Raw genomic sequence first — 23,949 nt, 5'->3', positions numbered from 1 at the left:
AGAGACAGATGCAATACGAAGCAGTAATTGGACTTGAAGTTCATGCTCAACTCTTAACAGAAAGCAAAATATTTTGCAGTTGTTCAACTCAATTTGGCTCAGAGCCAAATACACAAGTCTGTCCAGTTTGTCTTGGAATGCCAGGTGTGCTGCCTGTTCTCAATAAAAAAGCTGTAGAATACACAATAAAAACAGGTCTTGCAATGAACTGTAAAATTACTCCCTACAGCAGATTTGCCAGAAAAAACTACTTCTATCCAGACCTTCCCAAAGGCTATCAAATAAGCCAGTATGAGCTTCCTCTCTGCGAAGACGGTTTTCTTGAGATAAATGTTGATGGAGAGAAAAGAAAAATCAGAATAAAAAGAATACACCTCGAGGAAGATGCAGGCAAGAACATTCACGATGCCTCCGGATACAGTTTTGTCGATTTTAACCGCACTGGTGTGCCTCTAATGGAGATAGTGTCAGAACCAGATATACGGTCACCAAAAGAAGCATCCCTTTACATGAAAAAGCTTAGAACTATATTAAGATATCTCGGGGTATGTGATGGCAATCTTGAACAAGGCTCATTACGCTGCGATGCCAATGTCTCAGTAAGACCTGTAGGTTCAAAAGAATTCGGAGTTAAAACAGAGATTAAAAACATCAACTCCTTCCGATTTGTTGAAAAAGCACTTGAGTATGAGATAAAAAGACAAATAAAGCTAATTGAAAGGGGGGAGAAGATAATACAGGAGACGAGACTCTGGGATGCTGTAACAGGTACAACTCAATCAATGCGTTCTAAAGAAGAAGCTCACGACTACAGATATTTTCCAGAGCCAGACCTTGTGCCAGTTAGTGTTTCAGAAGAATGGATAGAAAAAATAAAGACCGAAATGCCCGAACTTCCAGACTCTAAGATTGATAGACTTATGAAAGACTATGGTCTTCCTCTTTACGATGCAGAAATCCTAACAGAAGAGAAAGCTCTCTCTGAATGGTTTGAAGAAGCAGTGAGGCTTGGAGGAAAGCCAAAGGAAGTAGCAAACTGGATAATGGTGGAACTACTAAGGATTCTCAATGAAGAAGGCAAAGAAATTACCGAATCTTCTCTAAAACCTCAACAACTTGTTGAACTCTTGGAACTTGTTGAAAAAGGAACAATAAACAGAAATACGGCAAAAGAAGTTTTTGAGGAAGTATACAAAACAGGAAAGTCTGCCACTGCCATTGTTCAAGAAAAGGGACTCACTCAGATATCTGATGATTCGATTCTAATGGAGGCCATAAAAGAAGTTATTGCTAAAAATCCCAAAGAGGTTGAAAGATTCAAACAGGGAGAAGAAAAGCTAATAGGATTTTTCGTAGGACAGGTTATGAAAATAACCAAAGGAAAGGCCAATCCTAAGATGGTGAATGAACTGGTTTTAAAAGCCCTTAAGGAGTAAGAATTTGCGTTTTATGGCAATTTTAGTTGTCCTTTTGATTATTGCAGGAGATGTTTATGCCTTTAAATGTGATAAATGCCACAGAGATGACAAAGCTCTCGGCAAACTCATTCAAGAAAGAGAGATTAAGACAAAAGAAGAGTTGTTTTATCTCTTGAGAAAAGGGAAATTTTCTAAACTTCATAAGAATCTAACCGACCAAGAAATTTCTGAAGCATCAAAAATACTGAACTTAAAATAGATTAGACAAAATCAAGCCAGTGAATATACTTCGGAGACTTACCCTTTACTATATCAAAAAATAAACTCTGAATTTTCTCTGTTACAGGCCCTCTGCTTCCCTGTCCTACGACTCTACCATCTACCTCTCTTATAGGCGTAATCTCTGCTGCAGTTCCGGTGAAAAATGCTTCGTCGCAGATATAAAGTTCATCTCTTGTAAACCGTTCTTCTTTAACCTCTATCCCTAAATCTTTTGCGATTGTAATGACCGAGTCTCTTGTTATTCCCTCAAGAATAGAAGTCAGAGGAGTTGTCTTTAAATATCCCTTTCTAACGAGAAAAATATTTTCACCACTTCCCTCCGAAACATATCCCTCCGTGTCAAGAAGAACTGCTTCGTCAAATCCGCAAGATATGGCTTCAATTTTTGCAAGCTGGCTGTTTACATAGTAGCCTGCAACTTTTCCTCTGGACATATTTGAATTTACATGATTTCTGATAAAAGACGATGTTTTAACTCTTATGCCCTTCTGAAGACCCTCTTCACCCAGATATGCTCCCCAGCTCCATACAGCTATGGCAACCTGCACAGGATTGTTTTTAGGATAAAGCCCCATGTTACCGTAACCTACGTAAACAATGGGTCTTATGTAGCATGAATCTATTTTATTAACCCTTATGGTTTCTTTTATTGCCTCGAAAATCTCTTCTTCAGAAAAAGGAATTTTTAGAGTAAAAATGTGGGCAGATTTAAAGAGTCTCTCTACGTGTTCTTTTAATCTGAAAACAGCGGGGCCTTTGTCTGTTTTGTAGCACCTTATTCCTTCAAATACAGCAAGTCCGTAATGCAGCGAATGAGTGAGGACATGAACCTTAGCATCATCCCAATTTACGAATTTACCATCCATCCAGATTTTTTCTGTCTTCGGTATCATAAAGGATATTAAACTACATTTTTAGCCTTTAAGTCAAGAAAAAAGTTTTAAATTCGTTTGTTTATATAACTGTTTGAAGCCTATAATCGATAAGTTTATAAAATGGTATTGTTATAACCTCCGTGTTATTTATTAAGCTCTTTTCATAAAGAGATAGATTGACAATCAAAGCCTCTGGGGGATTGTATCTTTCCATAAAGCTTCTTAATGCTCGGGGTATCTCGGGATGTTTTAATCTCTTATATTTTACCTCTACAGGTAGCAAGGAAACTCCTGTATCAAGAACAAAATCTATCTCTGCTTTGTCCTTCGTCCTCCAAAAGTGAATCTGAAAAGCGGTATTCTTAATTTTTTCAAGCAAAACTAAATAAACGAAGTTCTGAAAAATAAAGCTATAATCTCTTACTTTACCAAATTCTCCAATGGAGAAGTTTCTCAATCCGATGTCATAAAAGTAGTAAACAGGAGATTTACTTAATTCTTTTCTTAGATTTCTAAAAAAAGGAGTAATTTTTGAAACTATGAAAGTCTTTTCAAGATACCAAAGATACTCCTTGAGCGTTTTTAATGAAACTCCTATGGTTGTTGATATTTCACTTAGATTTATTGTTTTGCCTACCGAATCAGCGAGAAATTTAACAAGTTTGCTAAATTCAGGCAGTTTTTGAATTTTAAGTAAATAGTAAATGTCCCTTTCAATGTAACTTTGATAAATCTCATTCATCAGACTCAGCTTTTCTGATAGTTCCTCTTCAAGAGTAATTCTCGGATAACCTCCGAAGTTCATATACTCCTCAAATAATGTAAAAGCCTTTGTTTGCTCTATCTCAAAGAAATCAGCAAGTCTTTCTTCATATTTATAGCCTGTTTTATAATTAATAAACTCGTCAAAACTCAAAGTTAAAAGCTCAAAAACTCTTTTTCTGCCCACTAAAGACTCGTGAATCCTCTCCTTTAACTCTACACTTCCAGAACCTGAAACAATAAATTTATAGGGAAAGTTCATATCATAAATTCCCTTAAGAAATAAACCAGCATCTTCCTTTCGCTGAATTTCATCAATAAAAACATATCCTTTATTTTTGCCAAACTCAAGCTCAATACGTCTAAGAAGCGATGTTTGAGAGTGAAAATGTTCCTTGTCATGTTCAATATCAAGATTAAGATAAAGAGTTCTTTCGCCTTTTCTTTTTAGCTCTTCTTCAAGGGCTTTCATTATAGTCGTTTTTCCTGCCTGTCTTGGACCGACAATAAGAGTAATCTCTGGCTTTGCAAGATGTTTTCTTATGTCTTCCATAAGCTTTCTTTTTATCATACTTCTATTTTAATACGATAAAATTAAAATAGCAATACCAAAATTATCGGGTAAAATTAATTGGAATGACAGATGGAAGTGCTTAAAAAATTTTAGGGCTTGTAATTTATTGAATTTCAATAAGTTACCAAGTTTTTTAAAATTCTCTATTATTGTGGGAGAGGGGGGATATACCCCCTCTCCTTATACCCTAAACCTTCCTATAGCTGTCTGGAGTTCTCCGCCAAGTCTTGCTATATCACTGGCTGTCTGCGCTGACTGATCCACTGCAAGGGATATCTCCTTTGAACCCTCTGCTATGCTTCCTATGTCCTGCGTTATGTGGTCTGTCACTGAAGACATCTCTTCTGTCGCAGAGGCTATCTGCTGTATCATCCCCTGTAGCTCCTGCGCTTTGCTCAGTATCTGCCCAAGTATCTCCGCTGACCTGTTGCTTAACTCTACTCCGCTTGCCACTTTCTTTGTGGCATCTTCCATCGAACCTTCTGCTACATCTACCTCTGTCTGTATTCCCCTTATCATCTCTGCTATCTCATCGGTTGCCTTTGTTGTTCTTTCTGCAAGTTTCCTTACTTCATCGGCTACTACTGCAAAGCCTCTTCCCTGCTCTCCTGCTCGGGCTGCCTCTATGGCTGCATTCAATGCAAGTAGATTCGTCTGGTCTGCTATGTCTTTTATCACTGTGACAATTTCACCTATCTGCCTTGAACGCTCACCAAGTACGTTGATTACTTCTGATAGTTTCCCTATTGCTCCCTCTATTACTTTTATCTCTTTCGCTGTGTTTGTGGTCATGTCTTTTCCTTCTTTTGCTACACTGGCTGTTGTTACGCTTACTTCTGCTATGTTTGATGCATTCTTTGCTATGTCTACTACTGTCTGGCTCATCTCTTCTGCTGCAGAGGCTATCTGGCTTGCTCTCTCTGTCTGGGATTTGAGATTCCTCGATATCTCTTCTGTTGTTGCTGAGAGTTGTTCTGAGGAGGAGGCAAGGGAGCTTGAGATGGTTTTTGACTCTGCTATGAGGCGTTTAATGCTTCTTATTGCTTCGTTTACTGACTGGCTTATCATGCCAAGTTCGTCTCTGCTTTCTACTTTTGCCTCTACTGATAGGTCTCCTTGTGCTACCTTCTCAAGGGTTGTTTTGAGTTCATTAAGACATTTTTTAATTAACTTTGAAATGAAAATTGCAAAAAATAATGCAACGCCGATACTCACTGCAGAAATAGCGGCCAGTGAAATCAACTGAATACTCAGGAATGATTCTATATCCTTAATACTTGTTTTTGTGTTTTCAACCTGAAATTTTACGAGATTATCAAGAGCTAAATTGAGTCTGTCTATTTTTTTGTGAACTTCTTTATTTAAAAAATCAATTGCTTCTTTATTTTTTCCTGTAAAAGAAAGTTCAATTATCTTATTATTTGCCTTTGCAACGTCTTCAAAGGATTCCTTAAGTTCAGCTAATATTTTCTTGCCTTTCTCAGAGCGAGTTGTTTTTTCAAGATATTCCATATTTTCTTTATAAATTTTTCTATTCTCTTCTATAATCTTTTTACTTTCTTCTTTATCTTTCATGTTATCTGCCAGAAGAATTTCTCTTACCTCAATCTGATTGTCCTTTATTATTTTTCTGATTGTTGCAGCATTTGTTATCTTGTCTACTCTCTCATCCACATCCTTAGTTTCCTGCTTTATCTGTGCCGTGTTATATTGACTATAAATACCGAGTATTAGTAAGAGAACAATTATAACTCCATAGCTTATTCCAAGTTTTTTTACTATGGTCATGTTTTTAAACATCCCTCATACCCCCCTTAAGTTTTATTTCTTATCCTTCAATAGCTGCTTTCTCTGTCATGCCTATCATACTTGCTGTCTCTTCTTTGCCTATGAGCCTGTCCATATCAAGCAGTATGATTAGCCTGTCTTCCAGCTTTGCTATACCTGAGATAAATTCGCTGCTCACTGATGAGGTCATTGCAGGCGGTGGCTCTACTATGCTTGATGATATCCTTAATACCTCAGATACGGTGTCCACTATCAGCCCCATCGTTACTCCCTGTATGTCCATTATCATTATTTTCTGCTTGAGTCTGTCTTCCTCTTCTGGTAATCCAAAAAACTTCCTCAAACTAACAACAGGTATAACTTTACCTCTGAGATTAATCACTCCTTCCACGTAATAAGGTGCATTGGGCACACGGGTTATCTCTTTCATTCTGTTTATTTCTTGCACTTTCAGTATATCTACGGCATACTCTTCTCCTCCAAGCGTGAATGTTACCAGCTGAAGTATCTGAGAACTGTCAGAAAGCCTTGTCTCTTTTGCTACTAATGCTGTCTGCATACTTCACCTCCTCTTCTAAAATTTTTCAATTACCTCCATCTGTCATTCCGAGCCGAGCGAAGCGAGCCCTGAGCCAGAGGCGAAGGGCCTGCGAGGAATCCCCAGATTTTTCAAATCAAGAGATCCCTCGGGCTTCACCCTCGGGATGACCCTACAGGCCAGATTCCTCGCACCCATTGAGGGTGCTCGGAATGACCTTTAATAATTAAACAGCCTCCTTTGAAATTGAAGGCTACTGTTTTGAATATACTATATTTTTTGAATTTCTCGGATGGAGTAAAATATTTTCTGGAAACTGCATCTAAATCAATACTTCTCTTATGTTTTATTTCATTCATGGAAAAATTTTATCAAAAAACTCTTTAAAATACAACCTGTCCATCTAAATTTGAAAGCCTCGAATTAATTCTACCTTGCTTAAATCCTAAAAATGCTAATATACTTTTTATTGAAGCAATGTCTGAAAAGGTTGTAATTGCAATGAGTGGTGGCGTAGACTCATCTGTAGCAGCTTTTCTATTGAAACAGAGAGGAATGGCTGTAGAGGGAGTCTTCTTTATGCTTTTTGATGAACCTGAAGCCGTTGAAATGGTTAAAAAAACAGCAGAGTTTTTTAAGATAAATCTACATATTAAAGATTTAAGAGCAACTTTTCAAAAAGAGGTTATTGAGCCCTTTTTTGCAGCATATAAAAAAGGTATAACTCCCAATCCATGCGTTGTATGCAATAGGAAAATAAAATTTCCTGTCTTAGTGGAATTTGCAGAAAAGCTAAAGGCAAAATATGTTGCTACAGGCCATTACGCAAGAGTAAAAAATCAAAATACGATGAGTTTTCTTTTAAAAGGTCTGGACAGCAAAAAAGACCAGTCCTATTTTTTATATGGCTTAGATAGAAAATTTCTTAGTAATATCATATTTCCTCTTGGTGAATACACTAAAGAAAAGGTAAAATCTTTAGCAGAAGAGATAGCCCTACCTTCAAAAGTATCAAAGGAAAGCACAGAAGTATGCTTTCTAAAAGATAGAAGATACTACGAATTCATAAAGCCCGTAGAATACGGCCCAATAATTGATATATCGACGGGTAAAATAATAGGACAGCACAAGGGAATTCATCTGTACACGATTGGGCAGAGAAAGAGATTAGGTATAGCCTCTCCAAATCCTCTTTATGTTTTAAAAATAGACCCGTTCACGAAAGCCATATTCGTTGGCACTAAAGAAAAAGCTTATAAACGAGAAGTAATTGTAAATGAGCTCAACTGGCTTTCTAATTTAGAGAAGAATGAGTTTTCCTGTGAGGTTAAAATTCGCTATGCCATGTCTCCAGAAAAGGCACTTCTTAAGGTCGTTGACAGGGAAACAGTCCAAGTATTCTTTGAAAAGCCTCAATTTGCACCTACTCCTGGCCAGAGTGCTGTTTTCTACAGGGAAGATACTGTCTTGGGTGGTGGAGTAATTAAGGAGACAGGGCAAGATTTTTAAGGGCTTTTGTCTCTTCTATTCCAAACATTATGTTCATATTCTGAACAGCCTGGCCTGAAGCACCTTTTACAAGATTGTCAATAGCGGAGATAAGAATTATTCTGCCTGTTCTTGAATTAACAACAGCGCTTATGTAACAAAAGTTTGTGCCTTTTATATATTTAATAGCAGGCAGTTGCCCTTCTGGAAGTATTTTCACAAAAGGCTCGTCCCTGTATACCTCTTCTAATATCTCAAGAGCATCACTGGTATTCAAAGATTTAATAAGTCTGGCATATATAGTGGAGAGAATTCCTCTGTTTACAGGTAAAAGATGAGTAGTAAAGTCTATTGTTATGTTTTTACCAGAAGCAAAACTTAACTCCTGTTCAATCTCTGGCGTATGCCTGTGTTTTGCCACATTGTATGCCCTGAAGTCCTCATTTACCTCACAGTAGTTAAGCGACACTTCCGCTTTCCTTCCTGCACCCGAAGTACCTGATTTTGAATCAACTACTATTGTATCTGTATCAATGAGCTCTTTCTTTAGAAAGGGATATAAAGGCAAAATTACACTGGTAGGATAACAGCCTGGATTGGCAATTAGCCTTGCTGAAATTATTTTGTCTCTGTAGATTTCTGGCAATCCGTATACAGCATTGCTGAGAAGTTGATGATAAAGATGGGGAGTTTTATACCATGTCTCGTAAATCTTCGCATCTTTAATTCTAAAGTCTGCTGAAAGGTCGATAACTCTCTTGCCTGCATTAATAAGAGCTGCCGCAACTTCTTGAGATTTACCATGCGGTAAGGCGAGGAAAAATAGGTCTGCCTTTTCTTTTATTTTTTCAATCTGAAGGGGCTCAAATTTAAGGTTTTCATAAATAAAAAAAGCAGGGAAAAGCTCACTTACAGCCATCCCTGCTGATTTTTCACTTGTCACACCTGTTATCTGAACTTCGTCATGAAGAGCCAAAATTCTTAAAAGCTCGCTTCCTGTGTAACCACTACCACCACAAATTAAAACCCTTAGCATTTTATCTCTTGGAGAACTGGAATCTCTTTCTTGCCTTGGGTTGTCCGTATTTCTTTCTTTCTACCTCTCGTGGGTCTCTTGTGAGAAGTCCTTCTTTTTTTAGCTTTGGCTTAAGGTCTGGATTTAGGTTCACTAAAGCTCTTGCTATGCCATGCCTTATGGCACTTGCCTGTCCGCTAAGTCCTCCTCCATCAACGGTTATGAAAGCATCATACTTACCCGCTACTCCGGCCACTTGAAAAGGTTGCATGAGAATCATCCTTAGAGTCTCTCTTGGGAAATAATCTTCAATAGGCTTTTCATTTACCATCACCTTTCCTGTGCCGGGCTGAAGTATAACTCTTGCAATAGACCTTTTTCTTCTTCCTGTTGCCAGATATTCAATTGCCATGATAAATCACCTCAACTCTTACTTAATTGAAGAGGCTCGGGTTTTTGAGCCTTATGGGGATGCTCAGAGCCCCTGTATACTTTTAATTTTTTGATAATTTTTCTTCCGAGTCTGTTTTTAGGAATCATGCCCCAGACAGCATCGACAATAACTTCTTCTGGCTCTTTCTCGAGCCTGTCTTTAAGAGTTTCTGCCTTCAGATTTCCCATGTAGCCTGTGTGGTGATAATAAACCTTATCGGTAAGCTTTTTGCCGGTTACTCTAATCTTTTCAGCATTAATTACCACAACAAAGTCGCCATTGTCAACATTTGGCGTATAAGTTGGCTTGTGTTTACCCATCAAAACCTTCGCTATGCGAGAGGCAAACCTTCCTAATGTCTGACCTGCCGCATCTGCAATATACCAGTTTCTGCTTGTTTCTTCTCTTTTTACAAATTCTGTCTTCATCTTTTATCCCTCACCTCTAATTAATTTTCTTCAAATTCAAAATTATAAATTACCTTAAATTTGAATGATTTGTCAAATAGAAAGAGGAAGTTCAATACGGTTCTTGACATTAAATTTGTTAAGAGGTAATACTCTAATTCATGCCACTTAAGAGTTTTCTTGCCATAATATATGCGACTGTGCTAACTATATCAGCACTACACATGCCCCAGCCTCTTCTGCCCCTTCTTAGTAAAGTTTTTAATGTTGAAATGGATACCATATCCCTTATCATGAGCGCTACTTTCATTCCTCTTACAATAATCCCCATAGTTTCAAGTTTTATTCTAAACTACCTATCACCGAAGAAATTAATTTTTTTCTCTGCCCTTGTTCACTCCTTTGTAGTTCTTGCTATTTCGCTTACCAATCTGGTTTACTTAGCTATTCTGCTAAGATTCATTGAAGGATTTTTAATTTCTGTTATTCTAACATCTAATACCACCTACATATCCATTAAGGCAAAGCCAGAAAAAATTCAGTTTTACATGTCCTACTATATTGCCTTTACAACGATAGGAGGTTTGCTTGGAAGGGTAATTGGAAGCAGTATAGCCACATATCTGGGATGGCAGGCCTGTTTTCAAATTATGTCCTTAAGTCTTCTGGTGGTGCTTCCGGTGGTTTATTTCTATCTCGAAGATATTTCTCTTTCAAAATCAGAGAAATCTTACTTTTCAATTAAAAAGCTGAAGGCAATTCTTCTTAACAGAACAAACAAAAAAATTTATCTTGCCATTTTCTGTTTGTTTTTCGTGTTTACCGGCATTACCAACTTTTTACCTTTCAGAATAAAAAGCCTCTTTACTGACAGCAGTGAGCTTACCATCGGATTGATATACTCGGGATATATTACAGGCATAGCCGTTTCATTCATTGCTACTAAAATTATTAAGCTCCTTGGAAGTGAGAAAAAAACCCTCCTTACAGGCCTTTTAATATACAGTCTCTTTCTTTTAATGTTCAGCATTCCAAATCTTTTGATTATATTTTTTGTGATGTTCGGATTTTGCTCCGGTATGTTTCTTGTTCACTCCGTAGCTTCAGGATATTTAAATAAACTTGCGACAACTCAAAAAAGTCTTATAAATGGTGCTTACATTGCAACCTATTACTCGGGAGGAGTTCTTGGTTCATATCTGCCGGGAGTTGTTTATAAAAACTTGGGTTGGGAGGCATTTATAGCATTTCTGCTAATCATGATATCCGTTGGAATTTACTCGGTCTCTAAATTATCAACCCGTGCCTGATTGCATAATTTATTATCTCAGCGTTGTTCTGAAGATTTAGCTTTTCGAGAATTCTTGCCCTGTATGTGCTTACTGTTTTTATGCTTATGGATAATTCTCTCGATATCTCAACAAGGCTCTTACCACGAGCTATCATCATAAAGACTTGAAGCTCTCTCTCCGAAAGCATTTCGTGAGGAGAGAGAGCTTCTGACTTGTCTATGTAATGAAGAACTTTTTCAGAGAAAGCTTCTGGAACGTATTTGCCACCGGCAATTATCTTTTCAATTGCTCTCATTAGTTCTTCTGGGTCTGCAGATTTTGTTATGTAACCGGAAGCACCACACTTCAAAGCTCTTATGGCATACTGCTCCTCTGGATACATGCTTAACATGAGTATCTTTGTCTGGTAGTCTCTGTTCTTTATCAGCTTAAGCGTCTCTATGCCATCCATGTCAGGCATGGCTATATCAAGAAAAAGAATGTCAAATTTCTCCTGCGAGAGAATTTCTAAAGCCTCTTTACCACTTCTTGCCTCTTTACATTCTTCGATAAAGGGAAAGTCAAGCAGTATCTCTCTTAATCCCTTTCTGAAAAGGGTATGGTCATCAATAATCATAACTTTAATTTTTCTGTTCATTTTTCCTCAAGGGAACAGATATTATCACTTCCGTTCCGCCTTCCATTGCTCTCCTAATGTCAATTGTACCATTTATTGAATAAGCCCGTTCACGCATGGCCATAAGTCCAAAAGAATCGGGACTTTTAATTTTCTCTTCATCAATTCCCACACCATTGTCTTTTATTATCAGCACTATGCTTCCATTTGATTTGAACATCTTAACAAAAACTTCCGACGCATTAGCATGCCTTGCAATATTGGTAAGTGCCTCCTGAAATATTCTAAAGAGGGGCAGAGAGATCTCTTTAGGCAGAGAGAGTTTATCCTCTACAATTTCGAGTTTACAGTTTATATATGTGTTTCTCTCGAACTCCTTTACCTGCCATTTTATTGCATCCTGTAAATTTAAATAGTCAATCAACGATGGTCTAAGTCTGTTAGCTATGTTCTGAACTTCTTTGATAAGAGCATTCACAATAGAGAGAGATTCGTCAAATTTTGTCCTTAGAGTTTCATCGTCAATTCTTTTTCTTATCCATGAAAGAGAGAGTTTCAGGGCTGTAAGAGACTGACCAAGTTCATCGTGAATTTCGCTGGCTATTTCCTTTCTCTCATTCTCTCTGGCATTCTGAAGATACACAGAGAGCTTTCTTAAGGCTTCCTTTGACTTTCTTAGTTCCTCTTCAATTTTCTTTCTGTATGTTATGTCCCTTCCGATTGTTTTTGTCTTTACAAAATTTCCTTTCTCGTCAACTTCTACATATACATTTAGAGACGCTGTAAAGACAGACCCGTCTTTTCTTACAAAATCTCTCTCTATCTGAACAAAGCTGTATTTATGAATGTTTGGAAAAAACTCAGCTTGTGCTTTTTTTGATTCCTCTGTCATAAAGTAAGTTATTGGTTTTCCGATTATCTCTTCCTTCTTGTATCCCAGCATCTTTGCTTCTGTTTCATTGCAGTCAATTATTATTCCGTTTTTATCGACAGAATGATACATGTCAGGAGCATTGTCATAGAGGTCTCTGTATTTTTCCTCTGAAATCCTTAGTTCCCTCTCTATCTTCTTTCTTTTAGTGATATTGATGGTAAGCACAACTATAACAAAGGAAAGAAAGACAAAACCAAAAGCAATTGTTAATAAAGTTCTTCTGTATTTAATAAAGAAACTCTCGGGAAGATTTATTATCCTGCTTTCCTGAGGAAGTCTTTTAAGAGAGATATTAAATCGTTTCAGCTCATTGTAATCAAACATAAACTCATTAGGGCTTTCTTTAACAACAGGAATTTGAGAGGGTGCTTTACCTCTTAAAATCTGAATTCCCAGTTCTCCTGCTTTTTTCCCCTGTAAGAATGCACTGGTTAATTTGCCTCCCACAATTCCCCTGCCAAGATAGAAATCCCAGACACTATAAATGGGAAGTTTTGTGTGAGGATAGAGCAGGTCTAAGCTTTCCTCATAGGCAAAAAAATTACCTGTCCTGTCTCTGTTAACAAGCAGCAAAAGTATTATACTTTTTGGAGGGATTTTCTCAACTTCGCTCAGTAATTCTCTCATATCGGGATTTTCAAGCATTATGAACTGAACTTTTCTCAAAAATCGAGGAGCTACTTCAAGGAGGCTTCTTTTCATTGCAAGACCTGTTGTGGTAACATCGTTTATCACATAAATACGCTCTGTATCAGGATGTAGTCGCAAGGCTACCTGTATTGTTCCTGCTACATCTGTTTCTTCAGCAACACCTGTAAACCACTTTCTGTATTTATGAATCATGCTATCACTGAAGTTATTTATGCCGCAGAATACTACAGGTGTATCCCTAAACAGCTCTCTGTAGTGCTTCATGGTAAAAAATAAAGCATCATTATCAGAGACAAAGATTAAGTCGAATTTTTTGTTGGCATACTTGTCTTTAAGAAGTCTGTATATTCTGTTGAAGTATGCCTCTCTATAAAAACGTTTTGTATCCATGTATTCAATATAATACTCAATCTGACTTTCAATGGGTTTGAGCGACTCCTTAATGCCTTTCACTATGTTGTCTGTCCAGCTTAGGCCGTGATGATAGGAATTAAGTATTAGAATCTTTTTTTTACTTTCTGTCTGCCCATATAGGTTTGAAGAGAATAAAAACAAAATTAATAAAAGAGAAAGAAGACATCTATGCATTTCCAGTTTCTCTTAGCCAGTCACTATATCTTGCCGCTCTTGGAATTATGGAAATGCCAGAAGCATCAATGTGACAACGGAAGCGGTCTTTTTCGGGCAGAAAACCAATCTCTTCTCCTTCGTAGATAACATTTTTTTTATCCACTATGACCCGATGTAGCTTGCTGTTTGCCTTAATAAAAACATCATCGAAGATTATCGAGTCTTTTATCTCTGCACCCTTCTCAACAACAACTCCACTTCCTATGAATGAGTTTTCTATTCTGCCTCCTCTGACTACAGAACCATCGGCAATTACGCTGTTAACGATTACACCATCCAGAATTTTCGATGGCGGAATGTCGTATCTTGATGGATAGATTGTCCACATTTTATTAAAAATATCAAAAAGTGGGCTGTCTCCAAGCATGTCCATGTGGGCATCAAAATAGGCCTTAATTGTGCCCACATCTCTCCAGTAGCCTTTTTCCTCGTAGATTTTAATCCCGGGCACCTCATTTTTACCGAAATCATAGGCATATACCTTAGAACCCCTTTGAACAAGGTCTGGAATTACGTGAGCGCCAAAGTCATGTTGTTTTTTCTTCTCCGCTCTAATGAGTGCCTCAATTAGTATATCCTTGTTAAATATGTAATTGCCCATCGAAACATATGCCATATCTGGATTATCAGGCATTGGCATAGGATTTTTAGGCTTTTCCTGAAAACCCGTAATTTTGTTATCCCTTTCAGCCACTATCACTCCGAAAGATGAAGCAGTGTCTATTGGTACAGGACGGGCTGCTACAGTTGTCTCAGCAGATTTTTCAAGGTGGAAATCAATCATCTGCCTAATATCCATCCTGTAAATATGGTCTGCACCGAATATTAATACAAGTTCAGGGTTAATGTCTTTAATGAGTGCCATATTTTGAAAAACAGCATCTGCTGTTCCTTGAAACCACTCAGGGCCCATTCGCATCTGGGGAGGCACAACAGTGACGAAGTGGTCTCTTCCAACAGAAGAGAAAAACCAGTTTTGACGAATATGTTCAATGAGAGACTGAGATTTATACTGAACAAGAAGATAAATAGAGTAAATTTGGGAGTTTACAAGGTTACTGAGAACAAAGTCTACAATTCTGAATCTTGCTCCAAATGGCACAGAGGGCTTTGAGCGAAAAGAAGTAAGCGGAAAAAGCCTCTCTCCTTTACCACCTGCAAGGACTATTGCCAATATCCTGGGGTTTGCCATCTTCCCTCTCCTTCTTTAATTTACTCTCTCTATCAAAAGAGTCCAGAAATCTGTCTTCTGCCACTTCTTTACAAAATCATCGATATCTATTTTTTTATGCCTCTCTTTTTCCGAATTTACGATAACTTTTGAACCTTCAAAACCTAAAACCACCATGTAGTGATACTTTTTATAGAACCACACTCCCTCATCGGTCATTACAATCAAAGGTTTTCCCTCTTTGATTTTTTCTTTCAAATCTTCAAGACTTCCTCGATACTGCATAGTTTTAAGTCCTTTTTTAATAGGGTATAAGACCATGTCAAAATCTGCTGTTCCTTTAGCTCCGGAGCTATATATTTCCTTAGATATATCATCTGGTATTACTATAATCCCCAGATAAACCAAAACTGAAGCCAGAGAGGCAGGCCCGCATTGATAGTCTTCGGAGGGGAAAAAGGGAACTGATTCGATAATATATCTTTCCTCAGATAGAGCTTGAACAGACATAAATGTAAGAAAACATATCAATATGAATAGAAAAGTTTTCATCGTTAACTTCTCTTTAATATCATAACTCTATCAATTCCTGCAAGGTCTTTAACAATTTTTAATATTTCATATCCTTCATTTTCAGCCATTTTTCTAATACTTGATATCTGCCCTATTCCCATCTCAAAAAAAATCAAGCCCCCCGGCAGTAAATACATATCTGCTTGCCTTATAATCTGCCTGTAAAATAAAAGGCCATCCTCACCTCCGTTTAAAGCTAAATGTGGTTCATGGTCTCTTACTTCAACCTGTAATTTTTCTATCTCCCCTTTGGTGACATAGGGAGGATTTGCTGTTATAGCCGCAAAAGCACCATATCTGAACGGAGAAAAAAGATTACCCCCTATGAAATGAACATTTTTAATATCGTTAATCTTCTTGTTGGCCGATGCGTAAGAGAGGGCTTTAATAGATATATCAACACCAAAAACTCTTAGCTCAGGAAACTCTCTGGCTATTGAAAGGGCTATACATCCTGAGCCTGTGCAGAGGTCAAGGATTCGATTATTCTGCCTTGGCAGGAACTTTACGTTTTTTTTAAACTCTTCAACGATAATTTCTGTCTCTGGTCTTGGGATTAAAACTCCTGGTCCTACTTTAACTCTAATATTACAGAAATCACACTCACCAAGCATGTATTCAAGGGGTTCTCTGTTAAGTCTTCTCTGGACAAGTGAGTTTATTATTCTTATTTGCTCTTCAGTGAGGAGAGGATTTTCAGTAAATAATCTGACCTTTGTTGTCTTTAATACATGTAAAACTATTTCTTCTGCTTCTTTTGTGGCATTAGCTAAAGAAATTTTTTCGAGAGACGATTTGATTTGTCTTATTTTATCAAAGGCTCTCACATCTCTTTGAGTTTCTCGGCCTGATAATGAGAGACCAAGGCATCAATTATTTCATCTAAGTCTCCATTCAAGACCTGTTCAAGCTTATAGAGGGTAAGCCCTATTCTGTGGTCTGTTACCCTATTTTGAGGAAAATTATATGTTCTGATTCTCTCACTTCTCTCTCCTGTTCCCACCTGTCCTTTTCTTTCAGCTGCTCTTTCTGCTTCTTTTTTCTGTCGTTCCATCTCAAGAAGCCTTGCTCTCAGAACCTTCATTGCCTTCTCTCTGTTTTTAATCTGTGATCTTTCATCCTGACACTGCACTATTATGCCTGTAGGGATATGAACAATTCTTACTGCCGAATAGGCTGTATTTACCGATTGTCCACCGGGTCCTGAGGAACAAAAAGTGTCAATTCGCAAATCCTTTTCATCAATCCTTATGTCAACTTCTTCAGCCTCAGGTAATACTGCTACAGTGGCTGTAGAGGTATGAATTCTTCCCGATGCTTCAGTAACAGGAATTCTCTGAACACGGTGAACACCGCTTTCATATTTTAGCTTACTGAATGCACCACGGCCAGAGATAGTTGCAATTATCTCTTTAAATCCTCCCAGGCCGGTTGAATGAGAGTCAATAACCTCAACCTTCCATCCCTTTGATTCGGCGTATTTTGAATACATCCTGAATAGGTCTGAGGCGAAGAGAGCTGCCTCGTCACCACCTGTGCCTGCTCTAATCTCTAAAATAACGTTTTTCTCATCTCTTTGGTCTTTTGGTATGAGCAGGAGTTTTAGCTCCTGTTCCAGTTGAGGCTTTATTTTTTTTAGCGATTGGAGTTCCTCTTCAGCAAGCTCTCTCAATTCTCCATCACCGCTCTTTAAAATCTCCTCTACTTCTTCAATCTGGGCAAGAATCTTTTTGTAGTCTCTGAATTTCGTTACTATTGGTTCAAGTTCTGACTGTTCCTTAGAGTATTTCATAAACTCTTCTTTATTTGAAAGCACCTTAGGGTCAGAAAGGGCGCTGGTTATCTTCTCGTATTTGTTCTCAATTTCATTGAGTTTCTCAATCATTTATTTTCTCCTCCCTTTTTGAAAAATTTAAAACAGTTCTCAAAGCTTCACAGGCAACTTCAATCTGTTTAATATCTGGTTCTTTGGTTGTTATTTTTTGGAAGAGTAATCCCGGCAATATAATAAATCGTCCTAAAATATTGTTCTTCCATCGGTCAGATAGTTTGAGAATCTCATAGGAAAAACCTGCAATAAGAGGAAGAAGAACTATTCGTGAAATAGCTTTTAGAGTAAAGCTCCATGAAGATGGAATTAGAGAAAAAACGAGAATGCTTACGGTAAGGACAATAAAAATGAAACTCGTACCGCATCTTACATGTAATCTTGAATAGTTGGCAATCCTCTCGGGAATTAAAGCTTCACCAGATTCATAGGCGTTAATAGTCTTATGTTCGGCACCATGATAGGCAAAAATTCTTCCCATCTGTGGCCATAAACTTATGGCAAATACGTAACCTATAAATATCAAAACCCTCAATACTCCATCAACAATATTAAAAACAAGAGAGCTATCGGAGATTAAGGCAATAAAAGAAGCTGAAACTTTTGTAATGTAAAGAGGCACAAGAATGAATAGAAAAGTTCCAATTAAAAAAGCAAGACCAAGGGAAAGCAAAAGACTCAAAGGACTTGATTTCTCCTCTTCAAAGACAATTTTACTGCTAAAATCTATAGCTTTCATACCAAGCCATAAAGTCTCAAGAAGTATGAAAAAACCTCTTATTACAGGAATTTTATTAAGCCTGTTTTGCCCTTTAAACTCCTCCGCTTTTAAAATAATCTCTCCCTTAGGATTTCTAACAGCTACAGCCCATCCCAGAGAGGACTTCATCATTACACCTTCAATTACAGCCTGTCCGCCTACTGTTTTCTTCTCCATTTCTTCTCCAAATAAAAAGGGGTTAGAAGAAAGGAAAAACTCTAACCCCTTAAAGTAATCTTCTCAGGCTATTTTTTACTGTATTTTTTCATGAACTTCTCAACTCTACCCTCGGTGTCAACAATCTTCTGCTTTCCTGTGTAAAAAGGGTGACATTTTGAACATATGTCTACTTTTATGAGAGGTTTTGTTGAGCGGGTTGTAAAGGTCTCTCCACAAGCACAAACTACTTTGGCTTCTTTGTATTCAGGATGAATCTTCTCTTTCATTTCTTCTCCTCCAAAGCTTTTTTTGACGTTAAATTTAATTTTAGCCTGAAATATAAATTTTTAGCAAGTGAACGTAAGGAGACTAACGATACTACAACCATATGTCCGAAGGAATTACTGTCGGTTCTTTCTCTTTCGTTGTAACAGAAGTTGGAATCCCACTCTTTCTCTTTATTACGTTGTAAAGCTTGAAAGTATCTATGTATTTAAGATAGCCTTTTTTCCCTAAAAGTTCCATTGCATTTTGGAGATAGTCAAAATTCTCTAACTGGTCATCCATATGAACTTCAACGAAAATTTCTTCACCTATTTTGCCCACTTTTACAGGCTGTCTTGTTATTATTACCTCTGTGCCTACAGGGACAATTTCATAAAGTTTTGGAATGTCTTCGGGATACAGCCTGATACATCCATGGGTAACCTTTCTGCCTATTGCCCAAGGTCTGTTTGTGCCGTGTATGAGATAACTCAGGCCAGAAAGTCTCATAGCATGACTGCCCAGTGGATTTTCTGGACCGGGAGGCACTACAGCAGGCAACTCGGGTCTTTCTTTTCTTATTGACTCTGGCACATACCAAGGAGGATTGACAATCTTATGGCTTATTTTGAATTTTCCGACAGGTGTTTCAAGTCCATCGTCTCCAATTCCAATCGGAAAAGTAACAAGTTGTGAGCTTTTGTAAAAATAGTAAAGTCTCATTTCCGATAGATTTATTACAATTCCCTGAAAATTTGCAGGTTTTTCTGGAAGAATCCACTGTGTTGGAATGACTATTCTACTGTTTTCAGGTGGAATGAAAGGGTCTAAATCTGGATTTGCCGCAACTATCTCATTGTAACCCAAGTTGTAGTGTCTTGCAATCTCAATTAGAGATTCTCCTTTATTTACGTTATGATACCTGACTGTTCCTATTACAGTTGTATTAGAAGAGATTGTGAATGTCTCCGCTGATAAAACTCCCTCAAAGATTATCAGAATGAAAAGAAAGGATTCTATTAAATATTTTAACTTTCGCATATTCGAAATATATAAAAACGGTCCCAACGGGATTCGAACCCGTGTTTTAGCCTTGAGAGGGCTACGTCCTAGACCTGGCTAGACGATGGGACCAAGTTTAACTGGGGAGAGAGGATTCGAACCCCTACAAGCAGATCCAGAGTCTGCCGTCCTGCCGTTAGACGACTCCCCAAATCATTTTATTGTATATCATAAAAAAGCTTGTGTTGTCAAACTTTTGATTTACCTCTAAAAGCAGACAATTTCAGCTGTAATTTTTCCATATACAGATAAAAAACAGGTGTTACAAAAAGTGTAAGCATCTGAGAAAAAAGCAATCCTCCAACAACTGCGAGTCCAAGTGGTTGACGGACTTCACCACCTGCTCCAAATCCCAAAGCTATTGGAACAGCCCCGAAGAGTGCTGCCATTGTTGTCATCATTATGGGACGAAATCTTATTATGCAAGCATTGAAAATAGCCTCTTGCGGAGGCTTACCCTCTTTTCGCTGAGCATCAAGGGCAAAATCTATCATCATTATTCCATTTTTCTTTACAAGGCCGATAAGGAGTATTATTCCCACAAAGGAATAAACATTCAGTTCCATTCTAAAAATCATGAGAGTTATCAAAGCTCCAAATCCAGCAAAAGGTAAAGCCGTAAGTATGGTAAGTGGATGAATAAAGCTTTCATAGAGAATACCAAGCACGATATAAACAACCAAGACAGCTACGAGAAGAAGAAACCACAGTCCATGGAAAGACTCCTGAAAAGCCTGAGCAGCACCCTGAAATGCGATAGACATTGTTTGAGGTAAAGTTGACTTTGCCAGTCTTTCAACCTCTGCAATTGCGTCTCCAAGCGATACGCCAGGTTTTAAGTTAAAAGATATGGTAACAGAAGGAAGCTGCCCTGTATGATTTACCGTAAGAGGACCTATTCCTTGAGATATCGTTGAGACAGCATTGAGAGGAACGAGTTCTCCTCGAGATGAACGGATATACAACATAGAAAGTGCCGATGGCTCTCTTTGAAACTCTGGTTTAACTTCAAGGATAACCTGATATTGATTATTGGGGGCATAAATTGTTGAAATCCATTTATTACCGTAGGCATTCCAGAGGGCATTCTCTATCTGTTCTGCCGTCACCCCTTTTGACTCCGCCCTTTCTCTGTCAATTTTTATATTCAACTGTGGATTTTTCAGTTGTAGGTTGCTTGAAACATCTTGAAGTAGGGGCATTTCTCTCATCTTATTTTCTAAAACCTGAGCATAATGGTAAAGTTCATTCATGTCTGAACTTGAGATGGTCAACTGGTAAAGACTCTTTGTTAAAGTGCCTCCTATACGAATAGTTGGAGGATTTTGAGGATATGCCTTTATTCCAGGAACGCTCATCAACTTTGGCCTTAGCTGCTCAATAAGCTTGTCTACGTGTTGTCTTTCAGAGGCAGGCTGGAGATTTAAGAACATTCTACCTGCATTTGAAGCAGGAGAGCCAGGACCTGGTCCAACAGATGTCATAAAAGCTCTTACGTAGGGCTCCTTTAATACGATATTTGCAAGCATTAGCTGATGCCTCACCATCTCATCAAAGGATATATCTTCAGCTCCCTCTGTCATTACAAAAATCTGCCCTTTGTCTTCACTGGGAAGAAATCCTTTTGGTATCTTGACGAAGAGAAAAAATGTAAATAGTAACACAAATCCTGACACTATCATCACCATTCGGTGATTTTTAAGAGACCATTTTAATGTTTTTTTGTATAAATCGAGACTCCATTGAAAACCTCTCTCTAAAAAGTTGTAAATTCTTCCGTGAGCTTGATTTTCTAATCTAAGAAATCTGCTGCACATCATTGGAGTAAGAGTAAGCGAGACAACTCCTGAGATTAAAATTGCAACCGATATTGTTACGGCAAATTCTTTAAATAACCTTCCTATAATTCCTCCCATAAACAGAACGGGGATGAAAACAGCAACGAGAGACAAAGTCATAGAAATAATTGTAAAGCCAATCTCCTTAGAACCGTCCAAAGCTGCCTCATAGGGATTTTTACCTCTTTCTAAATGCCTTACTATGTTTTCAAGCATAACTATTGCATCGTCTACAAGAAAGCCAATTGATAGAGTTAAAGCCATTAAAGACAGATTATCAAGGCTGTAGTTGAGCAGATACATAACGGCAAAAGTTCCAATTATTGATATAGGCAAAGCAGCAGAAGGAATTATCGTTGCAGAAAGACGCCTGAGAAAAATAAAAATTACCATTAAAACAAGAAAAACAGTAAAAAGCAGGGTAAACTGAACATCTCTTACAGACTCCCTTATCGAAACTGAACGGTCATACAGAAAATTCAGAGTAACACCTTGAGGTAACTGCCTACTCAGTTGTTCAACTCTTTTTTTAACATTGTCAGCAACTTCTACGGTGTTTGTGCCGGGCTGTCTGTAAATAGCAAGAACCATTGCTCTTTGAAGCTTCCCTTCGCTTCCAAACCAGGCTGCAAGCTTATCATTTTCCACACTATCTATAGCTGTGCCCACATCTCTAACTCTAACAGTTGCTCCTTGACGTTCTTTTATGATTAGATTATTGAAATTCTCTGCTGTGTAAAGTTGACCTGTTGCCTCTATGGTAAAAGCTTGAAAGTGCCCGTAGAGAGTTCCCGTTGGAAGTTCAACATTTCCTCTTTTAATTGCTCCTTCTACTTCGTCTATTCCTATCCCTCTGGCAGCTATAAGCTGAGGGTCAATTCTCACTCTTACAGCATATTTCTGAGCGCCAAATATTTGAACTTGTGAAACTCCCTGAACCATTGAAATGTTCTGTGCCAAAAGAGTGTCCCCATACTCATTAAGCCTGTAAAGAGGCATTGTCGGTGATGTTATGGCAAAGTAAAGAATGGGCATATCAGCAGGATTGACCTTTCTGTATGTGGGCGGTGAAGGCATATTGGAAGGCAAATTCCTAAGCGCTGTTGCTATGGCAGTCTGAACATCTTGGGCAGCAGAATCTATATCTCTACTTAAATCAAACTCAAGAGTTATCTGAGTGATACCTCTTGCATTTACAGAGTTCATAGCCTTTAGTCCTTGAATAGTAGAGAATTCTCTTTCAAGTGGAGTTGCTACTGCCGAGGCCATTGTTTCAGGAGAAGCACCAGGCAGAGAGGCAGATACGAGTATTGTTGGAAAATCAACATTTGGCAACTCTGCTATTGGTAAATAACGATAACCGACAACTCCAAAAAGAACTATGCTGAACATAACAAGAGTAGTCATTACAGGCCGGCGGATAAAAACTTCGGAGAGATTCATTTATTCTTTATCTCCACCTTTGCCCCTGGAGTAAGTCTAAGTTGACCATCTATAACAACGGTTTCACCAACCTCTAATCCTTTTTCAACAACTACTTCATCGCCCAGTCTCTGTCCTGCCACAACTTCTCGTATCTGAGCAGTTTTGTCTTCCTTTATTACGAAAACAAACTGTCCCTGCTGTCCTGTCTGCAAAGCCCTGTAGGGTATAACAAGGGCATCCTTTTTTACACCAACCGTAAGAACTACATTTACAAACTGTCCAGGCCACAGCATTTTGTCTTTGTTGGGAAATTCAGATTTAAGCTTAATTGTGCCCGTGGCTGTATCAACGGCATTATCAATAAATACGACTTTGCCTGAAGCAGTGTAATTAGAGTCAGTTGCTTTTAAAATGGCTTCCGTTTTAAGAACTCCCTCTTTCATAGCTTTTTTTATTCTAACGAGTTCTGCTTCAGGAACAGAGAAACGAACATAAATAGGCATGATCTGATTTATCGTAGCAATCTGGGTATCATTGGCTTTTATCATATTGCCTGGATGAACAAGTAAAGAGCCTATCTTGCCGTCAATAGGAGAGTGGATATAGCAGTAATTTAAATTTAATCTTGCATTATTGAGGACTGCCTCGTCTGCTTTCACAGTCGATTTAAGCGTCTCATAGCTGGTTCGAATTTTCTCATACTGCTGCCTTGAGACAAGTTGTTCCCTGTATAACTCTTCGTATCTCTCCAAGTCTGCTTTTGCAAAATCAAGCTGTGCCTTGTCTCTTAATAAATTTGCCTCTGCCTGCCTTACTGCTTCCTCGAAAGGACGGGGGTCAATGACAAATAAAAGCTGACCTTTCTTTACCTCTTCACCCTCTTTGAAGTTTGCCTGAAGAAGCTGTCCATCTATTCTTGATTTGACAGTAACCGAAGAGTAGGCCTCAACGCTACCAATTGCAGAAATCTGAATAGGCATATCCTTCTTTGTGACAGGCGCAACTACTACGGGAACAGAAGGCTGTTTTTTCTGAGGAGCTGCTTTTGAACACGAAAAAAACATGAAGCAAAAAACAGAAAAAATTACAATAAATTTAAGACGTTTCACATTGCCCCCAACACTTTTAGCATGTAAGCACTTACTAAAATAATAAAATAAAGTTCC

22 protein-coding genes and 2 tRNA genes are annotated in these 23,949 nt (G+C 38.1%); 4 read left to right on the top strand and 20 right to left on the bottom strand.

Annotation, left to right across the window (positions count from 1 at the left end):
• Positions 1-8: 8 nt before the first annotated feature.
• Entirely contained in the window at positions 9-1,436 is a 1,428-nt protein-coding gene (gene gatB, locus ACZ430_RS09740) for an Asp-tRNA(Asn)/Glu-tRNA(Gln) amidotransferase subunit GatB (protein ID WP_297211449.1), read from the top strand.
• 13 nt (positions 1,437-1,449) lie between these two features.
• Positions 1,450-1,677, top strand: a complete 228-nt coding sequence (locus ACZ430_RS09735; RefSeq protein ID WP_297211446.1) for a hypothetical protein — start codon at positions 1,450-1,452, stop codon at positions 1,675-1,677.
• Between the two features lies 1 nt (position 1,678).
• Here the strand turns inward: ACZ430_RS09735 and ACZ430_RS09730 are convergent, their stop codons facing one another.
• From ACZ430_RS09730 to ACZ430_RS09715, 4 genes are all read right to left on the bottom strand, one after another.
• Positions 1,679-2,593, bottom strand: a complete 915-nt coding sequence (locus tag ACZ430_RS09730; protein ID WP_297211444.1) for a branched-chain amino acid transaminase — start codon at positions 2,591-2,593, stop codon at positions 1,679-1,681.
• A gap of 61 nt (positions 2,594-2,654) precedes the next feature.
• The gene (locus ACZ430_RS09725) at positions 2,655-3,908 is read right to left on the bottom strand and encodes an ATP-binding protein (RefSeq protein WP_297211441.1); all 1,254 of its coding nucleotides are present in this window, start codon (positions 3,906-3,908) and stop codon (positions 2,655-2,657) included.
• A gap of 183 nt (positions 3,909-4,091) precedes the next feature.
• The gene (locus ACZ430_RS09720; protein WP_464910584.1) at positions 4,092-5,699 is read right to left on the bottom strand and encodes a methyl-accepting chemotaxis protein; all 1,608 of its coding nucleotides are present in this window, start codon (positions 5,697-5,699) and stop codon (positions 4,092-4,094) included.
• A 40-nt stretch (positions 5,700-5,739) separates the two neighbouring features.
• Positions 5,740-6,258, bottom strand: a complete 519-nt coding sequence (locus tag ACZ430_RS09715) for a chemotaxis protein CheW (protein ID WP_464910583.1) — start codon at positions 6,256-6,258, stop codon at positions 5,740-5,742.
• Between the two features lie 456 nt (positions 6,259-6,714).
• Here ACZ430_RS09715 and mnmA point away from each other — a divergent pair, with 456 nt between their 5' ends.
• Complete coding sequence (gene mnmA / locus ACZ430_RS09710) at positions 6,715-7,746, top strand: tRNA 2-thiouridine(34) synthase MnmA (protein WP_464910582.1); 1,032 nt, start codon at positions 6,715-6,717, stop codon at positions 7,744-7,746.
• Here the strand turns inward: mnmA and argC are convergent.
• The 3 genes from argC to rplM are packed head-to-tail and all read right to left on the bottom strand — an operon-like array spanning position 7,721 to position 9,601.
• Positions 7,721-8,761, bottom strand: coding sequence for an N-acetyl-gamma-glutamyl-phosphate reductase (gene argC, locus ACZ430_RS09705; RefSeq protein ID WP_464910581.1), 1,041 nt, complete (start codon positions 8,759-8,761; stop codon positions 7,721-7,723). The genes mnmA and argC overlap by 26 nt on opposite strands.
• 1 nt (position 8,762) lies before the next feature.
• The gene (gene rpsI / locus ACZ430_RS09700; RefSeq protein WP_440871075.1) at positions 8,763-9,152 is read right to left on the bottom strand and encodes a 30S ribosomal protein S9; all 390 of its coding nucleotides are present in this window, start codon (positions 9,150-9,152) and stop codon (positions 8,763-8,765) included.
• Between the two features lie 11 nt (positions 9,153-9,163).
• Positions 9,164-9,601, bottom strand: a complete 438-nt coding sequence (gene rplM, locus ACZ430_RS09695) for a 50S ribosomal protein L13 (RefSeq protein WP_297211461.1) — start codon at positions 9,599-9,601, stop codon at positions 9,164-9,166.
• A 140-nt stretch (positions 9,602-9,741) separates the two neighbouring features.
• Between rplM and ACZ430_RS09690 the strand changes: the two genes are divergently transcribed.
• The gene (locus tag ACZ430_RS09690; RefSeq protein WP_297211464.1) at positions 9,742-10,890 is read left to right on the top strand and encodes an MFS transporter; all 1,149 of its coding nucleotides are present in this window, start codon (positions 9,742-9,744) and stop codon (positions 10,888-10,890) included.
• On the opposite strand, the gene ACZ430_RS09685 is transcribed toward ACZ430_RS09690, so the two are convergent.
• From ACZ430_RS09685 to ACZ430_RS09625, 13 genes are all read right to left on the bottom strand, one after another.
• A complete protein-coding gene (locus ACZ430_RS09685) occupies positions 10,868-11,509 on the bottom strand; it encodes a response regulator (protein WP_297211467.1) in 642 nt (213 codons plus the stop codon). The genes ACZ430_RS09690 and ACZ430_RS09685 overlap by 23 nt on opposite strands.
• Positions 11,493-13,661 carry a sensor histidine kinase gene (locus tag ACZ430_RS09680; RefSeq protein ID WP_297211470.1) on the bottom strand — a complete coding sequence of 723 codons (2,169 nt, stop codon included), beginning with the start codon at positions 13,659-13,661 and terminating at the stop codon, positions 11,493-11,495. Before ACZ430_RS09680 ends, ACZ430_RS09685 begins: the two co-directional genes overlap by 17 nt.
• Positions 13,654-14,895: a glucose-1-phosphate adenylyltransferase gene (glgC, locus tag ACZ430_RS09675; RefSeq protein WP_297211473.1), complete on the bottom strand. Its 1,242-nt coding sequence runs from the start codon at positions 14,893-14,895 to the stop codon at positions 13,654-13,656. The genes ACZ430_RS09680 and glgC overlap by 8 nt, the downstream gene beginning before the upstream one ends.
• Before the next feature lie 15 nt (positions 14,896-14,910).
• Positions 14,911-15,426, bottom strand: a complete 516-nt coding sequence (locus ACZ430_RS09670) for a C39 family peptidase (protein WP_297211476.1) — start codon at positions 15,424-15,426, stop codon at positions 14,911-14,913.
• 2 nt (positions 15,427-15,428) lie between these two features.
• On the bottom strand, positions 15,429-16,274 hold the full coding sequence (gene prmC, locus ACZ430_RS09665; RefSeq protein ID WP_297211479.1) for a peptide chain release factor N(5)-glutamine methyltransferase: 846 nt from the start codon (positions 16,272-16,274) through the stop codon (positions 15,429-15,431).
• Positions 16,271-17,332 carry a peptide chain release factor 1 gene (prfA, locus tag ACZ430_RS09660; protein ID WP_297211482.1) on the bottom strand — a complete coding sequence of 354 codons (1,062 nt, stop codon included), beginning with the start codon at positions 17,330-17,332 and terminating at the stop codon, positions 16,271-16,273. The genes prmC and prfA overlap by 4 nt, the downstream gene beginning before the upstream one ends.
• Complete coding sequence (locus ACZ430_RS09655; protein WP_297211485.1) at positions 17,325-18,212, bottom strand: DUF1385 domain-containing protein; 888 nt, start codon at positions 18,210-18,212, stop codon at positions 17,325-17,327. The genes prfA and ACZ430_RS09655 overlap by 8 nt, the downstream gene beginning before the upstream one ends.
• Positions 18,213-18,280: 68 nt before the next feature.
• On the bottom strand, positions 18,281-18,481 hold the full coding sequence (rpmE, locus tag ACZ430_RS09650) for a 50S ribosomal protein L31 (protein WP_297211488.1): 201 nt from the start codon (positions 18,479-18,481) through the stop codon (positions 18,281-18,283).
• 91 nt (positions 18,482-18,572) lie between these two features.
• Positions 18,573-19,499, bottom strand: a complete 927-nt coding sequence (locus tag ACZ430_RS09645; protein WP_297211490.1) for a L,D-transpeptidase family protein — start codon at positions 19,497-19,499, stop codon at positions 18,573-18,575.
• Positions 19,500-19,517: 18 nt separating this feature from the next.
• Positions 19,518-19,592, bottom strand: a tRNA-Glu gene (locus ACZ430_RS09640).
• Positions 19,593-19,600: 8 nt separating this feature from the next.
• Positions 19,601-19,671: transfer RNA gene (locus tag ACZ430_RS09635), tRNA-Gln, on the bottom strand.
• 37 nt (positions 19,672-19,708) lie between these two features.
• Positions 19,709-22,801: an efflux RND transporter permease subunit gene (locus tag ACZ430_RS09630; protein ID WP_297211493.1), complete on the bottom strand. Its 3,093-nt coding sequence runs from the start codon at positions 22,799-22,801 to the stop codon at positions 19,709-19,711.
• Complete coding sequence (locus tag ACZ430_RS09625) at positions 22,798-23,892, bottom strand: efflux RND transporter periplasmic adaptor subunit (RefSeq protein ID WP_440871074.1); 1,095 nt, start codon at positions 23,890-23,892, stop codon at positions 22,798-22,800. Before ACZ430_RS09625 ends, ACZ430_RS09630 begins: the two co-directional genes overlap by 4 nt.
• Between the last annotated feature and the right edge of the window lie 57 nt (positions 23,893-23,949).

The organism is Thermodesulfovibrio sp. TK500a (assembly GCF_055381765.1).
This window is presented reverse-complemented; position numbering and strand designations above follow the sequence as displayed.